The organism is Imperialibacter sp. (assembly GCF_048007035.1).
GTDB lineage: Bacteria > Bacteroidota > Bacteroidia > Cytophagales > Cyclobacteriaceae > Imperialibacter.
The window spans coordinates 2,176,228-2,194,110 of the sequence record NZ_CP180355.1 but is presented as its reverse complement, the minus strand read 5'-3'; the positions used below and the strand labels follow the sequence as shown (position 1 = coordinate 2,194,110).

Below are 17,883 nucleotides of genomic sequence, written 5' to 3'. Positions count from 1 at the left end.
GCATGCCAAAAGATACTTTAAAAGCACCACAACCCACAAAAGAAAGCAATGGGGAGCAGTTGGTGAATGGGGCCACAGATGGTATTGACTTTCTCGAGATTTTCGGAGCCAGGGAGCACAACCTGAAAAACATTGACCTGAGATTCAAAAGAAATCAGTTGGTGGTCATTACGGGCATTAGTGGTAGCGGTAAGTCATCTCTGGCGTTTGACACAATCTACGCAGAAGGCCAGCGCCGCTACATGGAAAGCTTCAGCGCCTACGCACGTTCGTTCATTGGCGAGCTGGAAAGACCCGATGTGGATAAAATCAATGGACTAAGTCCGGTCATTTCGATTGAACAAAAGACCACCTCTAAAAACCCTCGTTCTACAGTAGGCACGGTTACTGAAATTTATGATTTTCTTCGTTTGCTTTATGCCAGGGCAGGTGACGCCTATTCTTACCTCACAGGCAAGAAAATGACCAAGCAAAGTGAGGATCAGATCATCAGGCAGATTCTTAAGCAATACGATGGCCAAAAATTGGCTATCCTTGCTCCGGTTGTCAAAGGCCGAAAAGGGCACTACAGGGAGCTTTTTCAGCAAATCAGGAAACTGGGCTTTTCAAGGGCCAGGATAGATGGTGCCTTGGAAGAGATCACCCCCAAGATGCAGTTGGATCGTTACAAAACCCACGACATCGAAATTGTGATCGACCGGGTGGTTGTAAGTGAGAAAGACGCCAGTCGCATTACCCAGTCTACCAAAACAGCAATGACGCAGGGCAAGGGGGTAATGATGATTTTGCTGGAAGATGGAAACGTGGCTCATTTTTCCAAGACACTGATGGACCCTGAGACGGGGCTTGCCTATGATGATCCGGCTCCAAATACCTTCTCCTTCAATTCCCCCTACGGTGCCTGCCCGGACTGCAATGGCCTGGGGGTCATTCAGGAAATATCCAGAGAGTCGGTCATGCCCGATCCCAATATCAGCATTAGCCGGGGAGGAATAGCACCCTTGGGTGAATACCGGGATATATGGATTTTCAAGAAGCTGGAGGTCATTCTCAAAAGACACAGGTTAAGTCTGGCTACGCCTATTAAAAACATCCCTGAAGAGGCGTTGAAGATAATACTGTTTGGCGACGACGAACCTGTAGCAGTCGCCTCCGTCAAATACCCCGGCACAGAATGGAACACCAAGTTTGAGGGCATCATCAATTTCCTTGAAAAGCAAAAGGACGGTGGCTCTGACAAAATGCAGCAATGGGTGGATGAATTTACTGTTAGCACCATCTGCCCGTCCTGTCATGGCGCTCGGCTTAAAAAAGAAGCACTGCACTACAAAATCGACAACAAGAACATTTCCGAGCTGTCTTTCATGAACATCACCCAGCTTTCGGAATGGTTCGAAGGGCTGGAGACTCGGCTCGACGAGCGGCAGAACATCATAGCAGCCGAGGTATTGAAGGAAATCAGGAAGCGAATCGGCTTTTTGCTGGACGTTGGTCTGGATTACCTTAACCTGGACCGGCCCCTGAGAACGCTTTCCGGAGGAGAAGCTCAGCGTATTCGACTTGCAACACAAATAGGTACTCAGCTGGTCGGTGTGCTGTATATTCTTGACGAGCCAAGCATTGGCTTGCACCAGCGTGACAACGTGAAACTGATCAAGGCGCTGAAAGACCTCCGGGATCTTGGCAATACCGTCATAGTGGTGGAGCACGACCGTGATATGATGATGGAAAGCGACTTCCTCATTGACATCGGGCCGGGAGCTGGAAGGCACGGTGGCCAGGTGGTAGCTGCTGGCACGCCTCAGGAGGTTTTAGAAAGCAATTCGCTAACAGCCGGTTATCTCAACGGAATTAACAAGATCGCTGTACCGAAGGAAAGAAGAAAAGGAAAGGGCGAGAGCATTGTACTGAAAGGTGCCACGGGCCACAACCTGAAAAATGTAACACTCACTTTGCCAATTGGCAAGATGCTCTGCATTACCGGTGTGTCAGGTAGTGGCAAGTCTTCGCTGATCCACGAAACGCTTTTCCCCATTCTCAGGAAGCATTTTTACGGCAGCAGATCAGAACCCCTTCCCTATAAAGAGATCAAAGGGGTTGAACATATCGACAAAGTAATAGAAGTGGATCAGGCACCTATTGGCAGAACGCCACGCTCTAACCCAGCCACTTATACTGGTGCCTTTTCAGATATTCGTCTGTTGTTCTCGAACCTTCCCGAGGCGAAGATAAGAGGCTACAAGCCGGGCCGCTTCTCTTTCAACGTAAAAGGTGGCCGTTGCGAAACCTGCGAAGGGGCGGGCATGAAAGTCATCGAAATGGATTTCCTCCCCGACGTGCATGTGCCGTGCGAAACCTGCAAGGGCAAACGCTACAACAGGGAGACGCTGGAGGTAAGGTTCAAGGGCAAGTCAATTTCAGACGTACTTGACATGACTGTGGAGCAAGCCGTAGAGTTTTTCGAGTTCCAGCCCAAAATCCTCAGACGGATTCAGACCCTGCACGAAGTTGGTCTGGACTACATCACATTGGGCCAGCATGCCACCACGCTTTCGGGCGGGGAGGCGCAGCGGGTGAAGCTGGCAACTGAGCTTTCGAAGAAAGACACGGGCAAAACGCTGTACATTCTTGACGAGCCCACCACCGGCCTGCACTTTAAAGACATCCAGCACCTGATTGACGTGCTGAACAAACTTGTGAACAAAGGCAACACAGTCCTGATCATAGAGCACAACCTCGATGTGATCAAAGTAGCCGATCACGTCATTGATCTGGGACTTGAAGGCGGCGATAAAGGTGGTAAGATACTTGTGGAGGGTACACCCGAAGAAGTGGCAAAAAAGCAGGTAGGGTATACGTCTAAGTTTCTGAAGGAAGAACTCGAACGGGTTTAAATAAAAAATCCCACTGAAAAAACAGCGGGATTTCCACACCTAAACCTACCATGTGTTACCCCGATGAACCGGGGTAAACCACCTACTTAAACTAACTACTAACCTTTATGTTTTAGTCTTCCAACATGTAGTAGCTGTTTCCAGCGTACTCCATCAGGAACTCACTTTTCTTTATTAACGATCTTTCTTTTGAAGAAGGATCTTTTTCCAACACCTCCTGAAGTGGCTGCTCCAGCAACACATTCCAGCTTTCGTCAAACACTACAATTTTATCCTGCAACACAGGAATGTCTTTGACACTTAATTCGTTATTGAGGCTGTTGATGATTTCTGCGATCTCCGCCTGCGAGAGCTTGTAGGGATTTTTAGCTACAAGGTCGCTCGTGAAGGTGCTTCCTATCAAGACTATACCTGCAATGCTCAAAAAAATACTTTTCATAATTTTGGTCTTTTCCAATTCTTTAACAATGTTCTGTTTCTTGGTTCTGACCAAAATGAACGCAAAATTATATTCTTTGTTTCTTATTTTTACAGAACATATTAATGAAGAGGTGCGTTCTGAGGTAAGAAAAGTGATCGAACTTCAGAAAATGAGACAGACTTACGCCAGTTTTATTCGAAAAGTACAATTTATAGACTGATGATCCTCACCAAATTAGCTATGAAGAGGGACCTAAGAGGGGAATATTTTAAGAACTAAGGCGGCCACAATATCAAAATAATAATTGCCTACACTCTAAAAAATCAGAATATAATTCTGGTATAATTTAGTAAAAAAATAGAATAATTATAAGAAGTTAGTCAATGTACCTTTATCTCCTATTATGTCAGAACAAATAAAAAAATCGGGCGATATCATGATTCCTCAGACCTCCAAAAAACGAGTGGTAATCATCGGAGGAGGATTCGGAGGCTTAAAAATAGCGAAAGGTTTAAGAAAAAAAAACTTTCAGGTAGTTCTTTTTGATCGACACAACTACCACACTTTTCAACCTCTCCTTTATCAGGTGGCTACTGCAGGGCTTGAACCCGACTCTATCGCAGGTCCTTTGAGAAAGCGACTAAAGAATTTCAAAGACTTCTACTTTCGAATGGCCACGGTTGAGTCTGTCGACACATCTAGGAATTGTATAATTACAGAGATCGGAGAACTGACCTATGATTACCTTGTGATAGCGAACGGGTCGCTCACAAACTATTTCGGCGACAGTGAGCTGGAGAGGAATGTTTTTCCGCTCAAGCAAATACCCCATGCACTCAACCTGAGAAGCCAGCTTTTGCAGTCATTTGAGAAAGCTGTGTTGCAATCTGACACGGAAGAGAAGCAAAGCCTGATGAACTTTGTGATCGTAGGGGGCGGCCCCACGGGAGTTGAGCTGGCAGGGGCGCTTGGAGAACTGAAATTACATGTGCTGCCCAAGGACTACCCGGAAATCAACTTCAAAAAGATGATGATCTATTTGGTGGAGGGCCTGCCAAGGCTGCTCAATGGCATGAGCCATGAGGCGGGAGAAAACGCTTTCAACTACCTTAAGCGATTCGATGTGCAGGTGTTGGTTGATAAGCGCTTGAAGTCCTACGACGGGAAAACCGTCGTGTTGGATGACGGCATGAGCATCCCGGCAAGTACGCTGATTTGGGCGGCCGGTGTAAAAGGCAACATTTTGCCCGGAGTAGCAGATGCCTCTGTTTTCAAAAGCCGCATCAAAGTAGATGAGTATTGCAAGGTGATTGGCACCGACAATGTTTATGCCATTGGCGACGTGGCCTATTTCCCGACAGAGGCCTACCCAAATGGCTTGCCCATGCTGGCGCCTGTGGCCATTCAGCAAGGAACCTTACTGGCAAAGAACCTGGTCAACCTCGACAAGGGGAAGGAAATGAAGAAATTCGAGTACCTTGATAAGGGCAGCATGGCCACCATTGGACGAAACAAAGCTGTTGTCGACTTGCCTGGCAACATAAGAATGAAAGGATTCATCGCCTGGTGGGTTTGGATGTTCATTCACCTGCTGTCCATTATTGGCTTCCGCAACAAGTGGATCGTGCTGAGCAACTGGATATGGAATTATTTCACGTTTGACCGAAGCACAAGACTTATCATAAGGCCTTATGTGAAGAAACCTGCCAGGCAAGAAAAAGAACCTGAGAAGGAGGAAGTTACCTCCCGTTGAAAGGGCCCGCTAACGGTTTGAAATTGAGAAACACTCCACTTAACCGGAATGTATTAGACCAAGTGTGGATTTTATTTATATTTCGCCCATAAGATGATCAATAAGAGGCGGATATATTGGATTTGTCAGATTGGTGGATGGTCGATTTACGGCTTCAGCAATTTGTTTTTGCTGTCTACTGCAAAAACACTCACGCTATCCGACATCACCGGACAAATCATTTCGACCGCTTTCTATATTCTTATTACGCACTTTTTAAGAATACTGATGATCAGGCGGAATTGGCTGGGCAATTCATGGCCAATTCTTATCCCAAAGGTGATATTTGCCACATTTCTGGTAGGCATTATCGACTACTTCTTTCTATTGGCTCTTCAGTACAGCCTGGGCACGTTGATGAAGAGTGATTTCAGTTTTGAGACAATGAGTGCGAACGTCCTCATCTCCTGGACACTCACCTTTATTTGGGCGTTGATTTATTTTACCTTTCATTATTTTGAGAGGTACAACAAGTCTCTTCAGTTTGAAGCAACCATCAACGAAATAGAGCTCAACAACCTGAAGTCGCAGCTGAACCCGCATTTTATATTCAATGCCCTCAATAGTATCAGAGCCCTTGTTGACGAAAACCCGTCGAAATCGAAAATAGCCATCACACAGCTGTCGAACATACTGCGATATTCCCTGATTCTCGACAAAAAGAAGCTTATCCCTTTTCAGGACGAGCTTCAAACAGTAAAGGATTACCTTGCGCTGGAAACCATCCGATTCGAAGAAAGACTTAAGACAGAATTTCAAATCCATCCCGATTCTTACCTTTACATGGTGCCGCCCATGATGATTCAAACGCTGGTTGAGAATGGAATTAAACATGGCGTGTCCAACCTTAAGCACGGCGGACATATTAAGGTGACCACGGAAGTGAAAAACAACACCCTGATGGTGCAGATCAGAAACAGCGGGTCGTACAAGAATGGGGTGGTGAGTCCCAACGGCGGATATGGTCTGCAAAATACCAAGCGCCGATTGAAGCTTATTTACGGAAGCGGCGCCTCCTTTAAAATTGCGAACGAGGGTACAAATATGGTTTTGACTGAACTAAAATTTCCTGAAACAATTTAATTACTGATAATAGATCTAGACATGAGAGCACTGATAATCGACGACGAGAGGTTGGCACGGAAAGAGCTAACAACTTTGCTGAGCGTACACAAAGACATTGAACTGATAGGAGAAGCCGTCAATGCTGATGATGCGTTTGAAAAAATCAACACCATGCAGCCAGACCTGATTTTCCTGGATATCCAAATGCCGGGCAAAACTGGATTTGAGCTTCTTGAGAGCCTGGAGAGAGTGCCAAAGGTTATATTCACAACGGCGTACGATGAATTTGCTATCAAAGCGTTTCAGTACAATGCGCTTGATTACTTGCTAAAGCCCATTCAGCCGGAACGATTGAACGAAACCGTTAAGAAACTGTTCAACGAAGGAGTAGCGCAAGGCGAGGAAGACCTGTCAGGTTTACCGCAGAAAAAACTTGGCGCCACCGATCAGGTATTTGTGAAGGATGGCGACAAGTGCTGGTTTGTCAGGCTCTCAAACATCAGGTTATTTGAATCCGATGGCAACTACATAAAGGTCTATTTCGATAACTTTAAGCCCATGATTCATAAGTCGCTCAACGCTCTTGATGAACGATTGGATGACAGAACTTTCTTTAGGGCAAGCCGCAAGCATATCGTTAATCTTGACTGGGTGGAGTCTATCGAGCCCTGGTTCAATGGTGGGCTAATGGTGCAGCTAAAAGGCGGTGAAAAGGTGGAAGTGAGCAGGAGGCAGGCTGCCAAGTTCAAAGACATGATGTCTTTGTAAGCTACTGCTTCACAATATTGATAATCTCCTTTTCGATGTGCCAGTCCTTGGCAAGGTTTAACATAGCGGTTGCCTCCATTTCAGTGAGGTAGCCCTTTTTGTCATTGTCCTGCCACACGGAAAGGAGGTATTTTATCCTTTTTTCTTTCTCAAGTTTGCTTATCACCTTGTTCAGGTACTCTCTGGAGCGGTCGAAGGCAGAAAGATAGTCCTCGGCAATAAAAGTATTGGCCCATTGCAACTCATCAAACGCATCAAGCGATTCGGCCGAGTCGTTCAGCATGTTTTGCTCATCCTCATCTAGTCCATGGTAATGGAAGATAAGCGACTTAAGAAGCATAAAGGCCTTTTTCTCTTCTTTTTCCATTTTAATCCTAAGGTGTCCGGCAATCAATCTCTCTTTTGCTCACTACAGCATAAGTTGAGAAGTGATTTCATCTGCAAAAAGTTTGCCTTTTTTTGTTAAATATAGTGTACTATCGGTTGTAAATAATAACTCCTCCTTGTGAAGAAGCGAAAGCTCCCTCTCTTTTTCCTTCAAAAGGTCAACACCGAACTTTGTACCGGCCAGTTCAAGGCTGGTGCCCCACATGGTTCTGAGGGTGGTCAGCAGGTACTCGTTGAAAGCCTGATTAGCCTCCAGCACCTCCACCGTTGTCGGAATTTTATTTTCGCCGAGCGCCTTGATGTAGGCGGCATTGTTGGCGACATTATACTGCCTGCTTGAGCTGTTGTAGGAGTGGGCACTTGGGCCAATGCCCAGATAAGGCTTTTGCTGCCAGTAGGCAGTGTTATGCTTCGAGTGCCTACCCGGCTTGGCAAAGTTGGAAATCTCGTATTGCTCATAACCGGCGCTTTCCAAAACTGAAACCAGCATTTCAAATTGCTCAGCAGCAAAATGATCGTCTATCGGGGCCAGCTTGCCTGTTTTTTGCCATTTGCCAAAGGCAGTTTTTTCTTCAATTGTCAGGCAATACGCCGAAATGTGCGGAACATTTAATTCAATCCCTTTTTGCAGATCATTTTGCCACACTGAGTGATCTCTGAAGGGCACGCCATAAATCAGGTCGATGCTGATGTTCTCGAAACCGGCCTTTTGTGCAAGCTCCAGGCATTTCAGCGCCTGGCTGCTACTATGCGACCGGTTCATAAATCTCAGGTGTTCATCCCAAAACGATTGAATCCCGATGCTCAGCCTGTTGACTCCAAGTTTCTTAAAAGTGTCGAGCTTAGCTGTTGTCAAATCCTCCGGATTAGCTTCCAGCGTCACTTCCGCCACCTGCGTCAACTCAAAGCTCTCTTTCAATGCGTCAAAAACCTGCTGCAAGTCGCCCTCATCAAGCAGCGACGGTGTTCCACCGCCTAAATAGACGGTTTCTATGGCTTCATTGTTTAAATACCCTTTTTGAAGCGTAATTTCATGGCAGATTGATGCAATGAGGTCACTTTTCAACTTCAGCGAGGTGCTGAAATGAAAGTCGCAATAGTGACATGCCTGCGAACAAAAAGGAATATGAATGTAAATTCCGGCCAAGAGCGTTTACTTTATCCAGCAAAACTAAGCAAAACATTGGGGAGACTCGCAAGCTACCTGTTGGCATGGGGGGCGTTAACTCTTTTCGGCACCACCGAAGCGATGTCGCAGGTATACACAATAAACATTCAACCTGTTGACACACTGGCCAGCTATGCCCTAAAAACCCTGGACAACAGAAAATTTACCGACTCTGTTCAGGTAGTTTCAACCCTTAGCCAAATCACCTCGAAGTTCAGGCTCGACGGATACATCTTCGCTGATTTTCATGACCTACGTTGGAAAGGTGATACGGTCAACGGATTTCTGTCAGCAGGTAAAAAGCAATACTTGTCTCTCCGAAATGCCAGGAGCGGCAAACAATATTCATCCTGGACAAGCCTTCAAAATAAAGCAGCATTCACCAGAGACCTTGAGTTGTACCTCAACAACGGCTACCCGTTTGCCCGCCTCTACTTCACAGAGGCGGTGTTTTCGCACGACACGCTTAGGGCTACGCTTGAGGTGGAGAAAGGGCCGCAGATCGTGTTTGACACACTGGTGATACGAGAAAAAGGCAAGACCAAGGCCAGTTTCCTTCAAAAGTATCTTTTTATAGCTGCAGGTACTCCTTATTCTGAAAAGGCCTTTCAAGGCATCGCTTCCAGAATTAATAACAGCGGATATTTAAGAACTTCATCAAGCCCGCAGGTAGAGTTTTACGCCGGCAAGGCGAGAGTCAGCCTCGCTGTCGACGAATTGAAGGTCAACCAAATCGACGGCGTCATTGGGTTTTTGCCGGATCAAAACTCCGAAACGGGCAAGCTGCTGCTAACCGGTCAGGTCGAAACCGACTTGCACAACCTGTTTGGCACCGGCAAGCATGTGTATTTAAACTGGCAGAATTTCAATGTGGCTTCTCAAAAGCTGGAAGTTGCCTACGACCACCCTGTCTTGCTTGGCTCTCCGCTCGATTTTCATGGAGCCTTTCAGCAGCTCAAGCAAGACTCCTCTTTTGTCACGAGGTCAGCTCAGGCTGGCTTTAAGCTTCCCATTGGCTATTTCCTGAAGTTTGGGTTTGGGGTAGACTTCAGGCAAAACAGTCTTTTGTCGGCTAATCGAATAAGTAGTGCCGAGAAACTGGTCAATGCCGACAGCCGCTTGAACCAGTACCAGGTGGCTATAACTTATACTCAGCTTGATGACATGCTGCTGCCGTCAAAAGGCATGTCATCGGGGCTGACAATAGGTGTTGGCCAAAAAGAGATAGTTAGAAATAGTATTGTTGATCCTGAGCTATACAGTGATGTCCAGCTCAAATCAATCCAGGCGACCATTGAGGGGTATCTCGAAAACTATTTGAAGCCGGCGAAGGCTGTTGTTTTTGCCCAGCAGGTGTATGTGGGCTCCATTCTCAACGAGCAGGTTTTCAGGAATGACCTCTTCAGGTTTGGTGGTTTGAGAAGGCTTCGTGGGTTCAACGAAAATCAATTTTATAGCCAGCGCTATGGCGTGGGAGTGGCTGAGCTCAGGTTTTTGTTTCAGGAGGAAAGCTATTTCGTCACATTTGCTGACCAGGGAATTATTAGCAGTGAAGTGGGTAGCTGGGTGTATGCTGCTGGGGTAGGAGGGGGCATGGTATTGAAAGTCAACAACGGGATTTTCAGACTGATGCTTGCTGTGGGAGGCACCAAAGGGCAGCCGATGGACGTAACTCAGCCCAAAGTTCATTTCGGCTTTGTCAACCGGTTTTAGCAAGTGCGGCGCAGCAAGGCTGAGTTAAAAAACCCAAGTGTTTTGCTTATACAATTTAAGCTATCATTTTTGTGACGATATGTTCGCCCATGAGTAAATACCATTTTCTGCTACTTCTTCTTTCCTTTTTTGGCTTGAGCAAGGCTTCCGCACAGGAGAGTAGTGCAACCAGGCGGATTCTGGAGGAGAGATGGTTCTATAGCACAGAATCCAACAGTTTTGAACCTTCTTTCAAAGCCACTTTGCCCGATCCGGCACTTGTCGGGTTTTATATCCAGCTAAACGGCGATTACCTCCATTTTTTGAGGATATGTGCACCGATTGGCACAGCTGTTTGGGTGGATAGCCAGCTTATACTTGGCGAAACACAGGAAGATTGCTTTCAGCTGGATTTAGGCGAATGGCGAAGCCAGTTTGCCAGGGATTCTGTTTTTGTTGTGCTGCACAAAGACACGGGTTTGCTGGCATCGGCTGACATAACAGCAATCGCTCATGAGGAAAGCAGCGGGACGAATGACAAAGTAATTCTTCCTGTCAAGCGTTCTATCGACAAGAGAGATCATTTTATACTCTTGTTTACAATTGCCTTCTTAGTCACTACGGGTTTCTTCCGGCTGCAGTTCTCTCGTATTTTCCGATCTTTTATCGACCTCAACAGGGTGCTCAGCTTCAGAGTAAGGGATGAAATGGTGAGCGGTTTTCGGCTTCTTTCCACTCCTTCCATCACCATACACATGCTGGTTAGTATGTTGGCCGCATTCTTTTTGACTATCGGCCAGTCTTACCTGTCTGCGGAGGCTGCCGGCTCCCCAACGCTATCAAACTATATTAGCGAATGGGCTGTTTATGCATTGCTTATATTGGCATTCCTGTTGTCGAAGAGGTTCCTCATCCAAATTTTTGGAGAGATCTTCCAAATGAGAGGAGCCATCTACCTACAGGTTTTTGAATACCTCCGCACCATTTTTATACTGCTTAGTATAGCACTTTTCGTCTACGTGCTCTTTTTCTACCTTTTCGGAACAGCGTCACAGTGGCTTATCAGTAATATGGCCGGTTTTGCAATTGCCTTCCTAATTTCCGTCATGCTTTTAATGTTTTATAAATTAGCTTTTGAAACCCGCTATCAAAAACTTCATTTATTTTCATATCTTTGCGCCACCGAAATATTACCAGCGATTCTTTTGATCAAATGGATGTTTTTTTGATCGAAAGTGTAGCAGTCACTCAAAACAGGAAATAGCGCAGATATGATCTTGGAAGATAAGAGTAGGCTTAAAAAGGTATCAAGTATCTTAGTTTCTCAGCCAAAACCTTCTGACCCAAATTCCCCATACTTCAAACTTGCAGAGCAATATAATATTAAGGTTGACTTCAGGCCATTTATAAAAATTGAGCCAACCAATATTAAAGAGTTCAGGCAGCAGAAAGTGGATATTTTGGCGCACACAGCCGTGATATTTACCAGCCGAAATGCTGTTGACCACTTTTTCAGACTCGCTGCTGAAAGCAAGATTGAGATACCAGCTGACATGAAATATTTTTGTATTTCAGAACAAACAGCAAACTATCTCCAGAAGTACATCGTCATCAGGAAGAGAAAAATCTTTACTGGTCTTCGCACAGCGACTGACCTGATAGAGATTATCAAAAAGCACAAAAACGAAAAATACCTTTTCCCGTGTTCCGACATAAGGAAGGAAGACATCCCTGTTTTTCTTGAGGAAAATGGGTACAAGTTTTCCGAGGCTATTATATACAAAACTGTAGCAAGCGACCTCTCAGATCTTGAGGATGTTTACTACGACATATTGGCTTTCTTTAGCCCATCAGGGATCAACTCCCTGTTTGTCAACTTTAAGGATTTTAAGCAAAACGACACACGAATTGCGGTGTTTGGCCCTACAACGGCAAAAGCCGCCAGAGATGCGAACCTGGTGCTCGACATTGAAGCGCCTCTTCCCAATGCCCCTTCTATGACTGGTGCCATTGAGCTCTATATTAAAATGGCAAACGGATTAGTGTAGCTTGAGCTAAGGTTGGCAGGCTTTCAGGTTGTTGTAGAAAGTACTTTAGCTTTTACGCTAGTTTAACTACCTTAACGGCAACGAATAAGCTGCATGAGAAACAAATTGTTTTTTATTATTCTTCTGGCTGGTGCTGGTTACACAGCTTCGGCACAACAAGATGCTCATTTTAGCCACTACATGTTCAACCAGGCCCTTTATAACCCAGCCTGGCTGACGCAGGAGAAAAGCGGCTATGTATCTGCCCTGCACCGAACGCAGTGGGCTGGTTATGCAACTTCTTTCGACGGATCTGGTGGGGCCCCCACTACACAGCAGTTCAACTTCGGTATGCCGCTGGCGACTATGCCCGGCGCAGTTGGCGTAACAGCCATTCACGATCAGCTTGGACCGTTGACCAACGTGCACCTCCAATTCCTCGGGGCATACTACAAAAACTTTAACCGGGGAAGGGTCAGCATCGGTCTTCGCCCTTCATTGGTCATGCAAACCATAGACTTTGATCAGTGGAGATTTGTTGATCCGAACGATCCACTTAACAAGGGAGGCCGGGAGTCTCAGCTGAGGCCAGACCTTAGCTTCGGAGCTATGTATTCCAATACCGATTTTTATCTTGGAGTAGGCATCAACCATATTTTATCGCCTTCATTTGATTTCGGAATTGCACAAATAGAAAACAGGCTTGAAAGATCAGTTAACCTGATGGCCGGCTACTCCTTTAAGCCCACTTACAATCTGGAAGTGAGTCCAAGCGTTCTTGTCAGGTCTACCTTCAAAACATTTACTTTTGATGCAAGCGCCATTGCCACCTACCAAAATAAACTTTGGGGAGGCTTGGGCTTCAGGGAGTCTGAAGCTATGATTGTACTTCTGGGGTATAACTTCCTCAAAGACGGTATCTTGAAAGTCGGATATTCTTTTGACTATGTAATAGAAAGCAGAGAGGCAAAACAGTCGACCTCTCACGAAGTTTTTGTCAGATACAAATTAGGCGGGCTCACCGGTGGCGGCGGAAAGAAAATCATCCGCACACCGAGGTTTAGGTTCTGATAGCGGAAGCTTTTTACTGCCCGAAGAGGATTATTTGTGAAACAAAACAGGGGTAATTAACGGAATTATTCTTTTTTTTGTTAAAATTGCGTTAACCGACTCTAAAAAAATTGGTATAAAAGACCTTAATGATAATATTTGTAAACTTTGTGTTGTTTTATAGTTGCAGGATTTTTTATAAACTAGGTGTTATGAATAAAAAGAGTGTTGTAAAAAACTTAGCTCTTCTGATTATTTTTGCTGTCGTTTCACAATCGTGTGGGCTACTTGGCCTTGGCGGTGGTGGGTATGACGACAGAGGAGAGCTTGTGGGTGTTCCTGACCGGGAAGGTTGGGAGATGACGATACCATTTGGAATGGTGTCAGTACCTCCGGGTACTTTTCACATGGGACAGGCGGACGAAGATGTGGCTGCTACGCAGATCAACTTCAACAAGCAAATCACAATAGGTGGTTTTTACATGGACGATACTGAAATTACCAATAATGAGTATCGTCAGTTTGTTGTAGCAATGTCCGAGGGATCAGAAGTAGACATGCCAGAGGGTATTACGCTGGAAGATATCTATCCCGATACTGCTGTTTGGGTAAGAGATTACACACACCATATGGGCGACCCTATGATGGTGTACTATTGGTCTCACCCTGCCTTTGACAACTATCCTGTGGTAGGTGTCGATTGGGAATCAGCGCAAGCTTTTTGCGACTGGAGAACGGAGCATTTGAACTCTTACCGGGCCGACCAGGGCTTATTCAGGATGCCTAACTTCAGGCTCCCTTCTGAAGCCGAGTGGGAATATGCCTCAAGAGGCGGCAGAGATATGGCCAAGTATCCATGGGGTAACCCGTACATAAGAAACACGAAAGGGTGTCTGTTGGCCAACTTTAAGCCAGGCAGAGGTAACTATTTCGATGATGGATTCGCTTACACAGCACCGGTGGCAACGTTTTTTGCCAATGACTTCGGTCTTTATGACATGTCGGGCAACGTAGCCGAGTGGTGCGAAGATGCATTTGATGAGGCTTCAGTTCCGTTAGTGTGGGATCTGAACCCAACTTATAACGATGATAATGAACCTAGGAAAGTAATAAGAGGAGGATCGTGGAAAGACATCGCCTACTATCTTGAGACAGGTACAAGAACATTTGAATATAAGGACACTTCCAGAGCAAGTATAGGCTTCCGTTGTGCGATGACTTACCTCGGAAGGTCAGCTGGCAGTGAATTCTAAACACTAACCTAAACCCATTCTAAGAACTTAAATTTTTAAACAGATGAGCAAAAAAGGCGGATTTCAGGAGCTTCTCTTTTCAACAATAATGCCCAAAGTCTATGGTATTGGCGCTGCTGTCGTAATTGTCGGTGCCATGTTCAAAATCCTTCACCTTCCCGGTGCGAGTGAGATGTTGGGTATTGGACTTACCACAGAAGCAATCATTTTCTTTCTAAGTGCATTCGAACCGAAGCACAAGGAGGTAGACTGGTCAAAAGTTTATCCAGAATTGGCTGACGACTTCGACGGAGGCCCGGCAAGACCTAGACCAACTGCAGTTGCTGTGGGTGACGGAACTAGCCAAAAAATGGACAAAATTCTGGCGGAAGCTAAGATTGGCCCCGAGTTATTGGATAGTTTAGGAAAAGGCATGAGAGGCCTTGCAGACACATCTAACAAGATGGCTGCATTAGGCGAAGCATCAGTTGCGACCAACGAGTACGCAAATAATGTGAAAGCCGCTTCTAAGTCGTTGACGGACATGAACAAAGCTTATGCTACTACAGCTACAGCTATGACAGAGATGGCCAACGCTTCAAAGGATGCTAAAGAATATCATTCTCAGGTGCAAAGTGTAACTAAAAACCTTAGTGCGCTGAATGCAGTGTATGAGATGGAACTTCAGGATGCTAATACTCACCTGAAGGCGATGCAGAAGTTTTATTCAAACATAGGTACTGCCATGGAAAGCATTGCGCAGGCCGGTAAGGACACAGAGCAGTTCAAAGGTGAATTGTCTAAGCTTACAACGAATATTACGCAACTGAACAAAGTTTATGGCAATATGCTTACTGCCATGAAGGGTTAATTTATTTCTACTAACCACCAAAAAGTAAAACTATGGCTGGAGGGAAACAATCGCCGAGAGATAAAATGATCGGTATGATGTACTTGGTACTGACTGCACTTCTGGCACTGCAGGTAAGTAACAGTGTACTAGAAAAATTTGTTCTTATTAATATGAGCCTTGAGGCGACTGTCGTAGAGAAAGTTGCGGGGAATATAAGCACAATCGGCAGGATTGAAGCCGCTGTAACTGAATCTGGCGAAAGAGCTGACGACGTGGCGGTGCTCGAGAAAGCCAAGGCACTTCGTGAGGAGACTGAAAAAACGGTTCAGGAGGTTGAGGTATATAAGAATCGACTCATCGAAATTACAGGCAACAGGGACGAGCATGGACAACTTGTGGGCCAAAAGGATATTGATGCGGCTCCAGCCTTATTCATTAATGCGGGTGAAGGAGATGTGTTGAAGGAGAAGTTGAATAAATTCTCTGAATACCTTCGTCAAACTACTGGAGATGACTCATTTAAGGACATTGCTTTAGATGCGAAAGACGTGCCAGTGTTTGCAAACGATCCGAACCAGAACACCAAAGGTTTTGCTGAGTTGAACTTTGGGTCTAATACTCCTATGGTGGGCGCACTTGCCACCCTAAGTCAACTTCAAATGGAATTGATTGACTCGGAGGCAAGGGCACTTGAGACACTTGCAAGACAAGTGGGTGCAGCGGATCTTAAATTTGATCAAATTGTTGCTATGGTTCGGCCAGAGTCCAATATTGTGGCTGCTGGTACTAAGTTCCGGGCTGAGCTGTTTATTGCAGCATCGTCATCCTCTGCTAATCCTACCATGACAATTGATGGGAAAGAGATTCCAGTTGTAGGTGGAATGGGTCAGGTAGAATTTACTGCTACACCTGGAAACTACGTAAACGGACGGGCTGAGAAGTCGTTTGAGGCTGCTATTACAGTAAACTCAAGAGGCAAGGATACAACTTTCGTAAATACTGTGAAATACTTCGTGTCGAAGCCGGTAATACAGGTGCAGTCTGCTTCATTGTCAGCTTTGTACTTGAATTGCGGTAACGAACTGAATATTCAGGTGCCCGCAATGGGAGAAGCATATGATCCTTCATTTAATGTAACAGGTGGTACGGCCACAAAAGATCCTTCAAAGAAGGGCTTTGTTACAGTTGTGCCTCAGGCAGCAAAAGTGGACATAGCCGTATCGAGTGGAGGAAACTTGATTGGAACAGAGACTTTCACGGTAAAGAGAATACCCAAGCCTGAAATAGTTGTGTATGACCGTGGTAGAGCGGTTGATATGAAAATGGGTGTGGCTCAGCCACCAAGAGCGCTTCAATTGAGAGCTGAGCCTGATGAGTCATTTGCTTCTTTGCTCCCTAACGATGCAAGATTCAGAGTAACCGACTCAGAAATTGCATTGGTAAGAGGTGCGAGAGCCGTTGTGGTTCGCCGATTCCAGGGGCCGGACATCAACTTGGCTGATATAGCTGGCCAGGCAAGGAGTGGTGATGCGATAGTGATTGACATTAAGCAAGTACAACGTATGAATTTCAAAGGTGCCACAGAGGACTTTAACAACTATGGCCCTAGAATTCTTACAGTTCGAATACAATAAATTATACAGGTATGAAAAAGTTTGTTTATGTAATTGGTTTTGCTCTGTTTATCGCAGTCCTCTCTATGGGAGAATTGCAGGCGCAGGAGGCAAAGCCGGGGTATAACCCAAACTCGGAATTTCCGGTACATGAATCTCAGATCATGTTCAAGAAAGAGTTGTGGTGGAGAATGGATTTGCGTGAAAAACAAAACCAACCTTTCTACGCTATCAATGGCGAACTGCCGACTCTTTTGATAAAGGCCGTAAAAGCGGGGTTGCTGTTTCCGTATATGAATGACTCCCTTACAAATAGAATGGGTAAGGAAATGTTTTTGGAAAACCTAAAGATGCCTGAAGAGGGCGGTGGGTTGACTGAAGAGGAGAAGGCGATGGGTTTCGGTGCCGATTCCGGTGCTAGTGACTGGGGTGCCAGTGACTGGGGTGGGGGTGGTGCGGCGCCTGCTGGTGGTGGCGCTGCTGCTGCGGCTCCTGCTGCATTGGAATTCAGTCCACGTGATTTCTCAATTTTTGAATTACGTGAGGATTGGTACTTTGACAGGAATCGTTCAAGAATGTATCACGATATTCAGTCGATAAGTATGTTTTTGCCTGCTGACAAGAACCCTGCTTTGTATGAGAAGCCAATCGCTTCATTTAGATACAAGGATATAGTGGAGCTGTTTGCAACTATGCCTGACGAAGCTGTCTGGTACAACGCTCAGAACATGGCAGAGCATAGAAAGATGTCGGATGCGTTTTTGCTGAGACTCTTTAGTGCCACGCTGGTTAAATATTCTAACCCTCAGGATCAGAGGATTATCGATGTGTATTCAAAGTCGCAGAAAGAAGGAGTACTTGCTTCTCAGAGACTGGAGTATGAGCTGGTAGATTTCGAAAATGAATTGTGGGAGTATTAAT

15 protein-coding genes are annotated in these 17,883 nt (G+C 45.6%); 12 read left to right on the top strand and 3 right to left on the bottom strand.

The genetic code is table 11. The features are described 5' to 3' along the window. The first annotated feature begins 2 nt into the window (after positions 1–2). The gene (uvrA, locus tag ACMVP2_RS09645; protein ID WP_416867546.1) at positions 3–2,894 is read left to right on the top strand and encodes an excinuclease ABC subunit UvrA; all 2,892 of its coding nucleotides are present in this window, start codon (positions 3–5) and stop codon (positions 2,892–2,894) included. Between the two features lie 112 nt (positions 2,895–3,006). On the opposite strand, the gene ACMVP2_RS09640 is transcribed toward uvrA, so the two are convergent. Beyond that, complete coding sequence (locus ACMVP2_RS09640) at positions 3,007–3,333, bottom strand: hypothetical protein (protein ID WP_152001651.1); 327 nt, start codon at positions 3,331–3,333, stop codon at positions 3,007–3,009. A gap of 385 nt (positions 3,334–3,718) precedes the next feature. On the opposite strand from ACMVP2_RS09640, the gene ACMVP2_RS09635 reads away from it, so the two are divergent. The 3 genes from ACMVP2_RS09635 (at position 3,719) to ACMVP2_RS09625 (ending at position 6,940) form a co-directional block, all read left to right on the top strand. Then, a complete protein-coding gene (locus ACMVP2_RS09635) occupies positions 3,719–5,068 on the top strand; it encodes an NAD(P)/FAD-dependent oxidoreductase (protein ID WP_339789917.1) in 1,350 nt (449 codons plus the stop codon). A gap of 93 nt (positions 5,069–5,161) precedes the next feature. Continuing rightward, the gene (locus ACMVP2_RS09630; RefSeq protein WP_339789920.1) at positions 5,162–6,190 is read left to right on the top strand and encodes a sensor histidine kinase; all 1,029 of its coding nucleotides are present in this window, start codon (positions 5,162–5,164) and stop codon (positions 6,188–6,190) included. A gap of 21 nt (positions 6,191–6,211) precedes the next feature. After that, positions 6,212–6,940, top strand: a complete 729-nt coding sequence (locus ACMVP2_RS09625) for a LytR/AlgR family response regulator transcription factor (RefSeq protein ID WP_317488701.1) — start codon at positions 6,212–6,214, stop codon at positions 6,938–6,940. 1 nt (position 6,941) lies between these two features. Here the strand turns inward: ACMVP2_RS09625 and ACMVP2_RS09620 are convergent, their stop codons facing one another. Beyond that, positions 6,942–7,307 carry a hypothetical protein gene (locus tag ACMVP2_RS09620; protein ID WP_152001655.1) on the bottom strand — a complete coding sequence of 122 codons (366 nt, stop codon included), beginning with the start codon at positions 7,305–7,307 and terminating at the stop codon, positions 6,942–6,944. 42 nt (positions 7,308–7,349) lie between these two features. Next, positions 7,350–8,474: a radical SAM family heme chaperone HemW gene (gene hemW / locus ACMVP2_RS09615; protein WP_416867545.1), complete on the bottom strand. Its 1,125-nt coding sequence runs from the start codon at positions 8,472–8,474 to the stop codon at positions 7,350–7,352. A gap of 36 nt (positions 8,475–8,510) precedes the next feature. Between hemW and ACMVP2_RS09610 the strand changes: the two genes are divergently transcribed. The 8 genes from ACMVP2_RS09610 (at position 8,511) to gldN (ending at position 17,882) form a co-directional block, all read left to right on the top strand. After that, a complete protein-coding gene (locus ACMVP2_RS09610) occupies positions 8,511–10,208 on the top strand; it encodes a BamA/TamA family outer membrane protein (protein WP_416867544.1) in 1,698 nt (565 codons plus the stop codon). A gap of 89 nt (positions 10,209–10,297) precedes the next feature. Further along, positions 10,298–11,416 (top strand): DUF4271 domain-containing protein, encoded by a 1,119-nt coding sequence (locus ACMVP2_RS09605; protein WP_416867543.1) that lies wholly within the window; start codon positions 10,298–10,300, stop codon positions 11,414–11,416. A 42-nt stretch (positions 11,417–11,458) separates the two neighbouring features. Further along, positions 11,459–12,235, top strand: coding sequence for a uroporphyrinogen-III synthase (locus ACMVP2_RS09600; protein WP_317488697.1), 777 nt, complete (start codon positions 11,459–11,461; stop codon positions 12,233–12,235). A gap of 93 nt (positions 12,236–12,328) precedes the next feature. Continuing rightward, the gene (locus ACMVP2_RS09595) at positions 12,329–13,285 is read left to right on the top strand and encodes a type IX secretion system membrane protein PorP/SprF (protein WP_339789937.1); all 957 of its coding nucleotides are present in this window, start codon (positions 12,329–12,331) and stop codon (positions 13,283–13,285) included. Between the two features lie 191 nt (positions 13,286–13,476). Next, positions 13,477–14,517, top strand: coding sequence for a gliding motility lipoprotein GldK (gene gldK / locus ACMVP2_RS09590; protein WP_152001661.1), 1,041 nt, complete (start codon positions 13,477–13,479; stop codon positions 14,515–14,517). A 43-nt stretch (positions 14,518–14,560) separates the two neighbouring features. Then, positions 14,561–15,367 (top strand): gliding motility protein GldL, encoded by an 807-nt coding sequence (gene gldL, locus ACMVP2_RS09585; protein ID WP_317488695.1) that lies wholly within the window; start codon positions 14,561–14,563, stop codon positions 15,365–15,367. Between the two features lie 32 nt (positions 15,368–15,399). Further along, on the top strand, positions 15,400–16,983 hold the full coding sequence (gldM, locus tag ACMVP2_RS09580) for a gliding motility protein GldM (protein ID WP_416867542.1): 1,584 nt from the start codon (positions 15,400–15,402) through the stop codon (positions 16,981–16,983). Positions 16,984–16,994: 11 nt separating this feature from the next. Then, positions 16,995–17,882, top strand: coding sequence for a gliding motility protein GldN (gene gldN / locus ACMVP2_RS09575; protein WP_416867541.1), 888 nt, complete (start codon positions 16,995–16,997; stop codon positions 17,880–17,882). Position 17,883: the final 1 nt, after the last annotated feature.

Excerpts from the sequence above, each read along its gene's own strand:
- uvrA (WP_416867546.1), top strand. The coding sequence starts at position 3 with ATGCCAAAAGATACTTTAAAAGCACCACAACCCACAAAAGAAAGCAAT.
- ACMVP2_RS09640 (WP_152001651.1), bottom strand. The coding sequence starts at position 3,333 with ATGAAAAGTATTTTTTTGAGCATTGCAGGTATAGTCTTGATAGGAAGC.
- ACMVP2_RS09635 (WP_339789917.1), top strand. The coding sequence starts at position 3,719 with ATGTCAGAACAAATAAAAAAATCGGGCGATATCATGATTCCTCAGACC.
- ACMVP2_RS09630 (WP_339789920.1), top strand. The coding sequence starts at position 5,162 with ATGATCAATAAGAGGCGGATATATTGGATTTGTCAGATTGGTGGATGG.
- ACMVP2_RS09625 (WP_317488701.1), top strand. The coding sequence starts at position 6,212 with ATGAGAGCACTGATAATCGACGACGAGAGGTTGGCACGGAAAGAGCTA.
- ACMVP2_RS09620 (WP_152001655.1), bottom strand. The coding sequence starts at position 7,307 with ATGGAAAAAGAAGAGAAAAAGGCCTTTATGCTTCTTAAGTCGCTTATC.
- ACMVP2_RS09605 (WP_416867543.1), top strand. The coding sequence starts at position 10,298 with ATGAGTAAATACCATTTTCTGCTACTTCTTCTTTCCTTTTTTGGCTTG.
- ACMVP2_RS09600 (WP_317488697.1), top strand. The coding sequence starts at position 11,459 with ATGATCTTGGAAGATAAGAGTAGGCTTAAAAAGGTATCAAGTATCTTA.
- ACMVP2_RS09595 (WP_339789937.1), top strand. The coding sequence starts at position 12,329 with ATGAGAAACAAATTGTTTTTTATTATTCTTCTGGCTGGTGCTGGTTAC.
- gldK (WP_152001661.1), top strand. The coding sequence starts at position 13,477 with ATGAATAAAAAGAGTGTTGTAAAAAACTTAGCTCTTCTGATTATTTTT.
- gldL (WP_317488695.1), top strand. The coding sequence starts at position 14,561 with ATGAGCAAAAAAGGCGGATTTCAGGAGCTTCTCTTTTCAACAATAATG.
- gldM (WP_416867542.1), top strand. The coding sequence starts at position 15,400 with ATGGCTGGAGGGAAACAATCGCCGAGAGATAAAATGATCGGTATGATG.
- gldN (WP_416867541.1), top strand. The coding sequence starts at position 16,995 with ATGAAAAAGTTTGTTTATGTAATTGGTTTTGCTCTGTTTATCGCAGTC.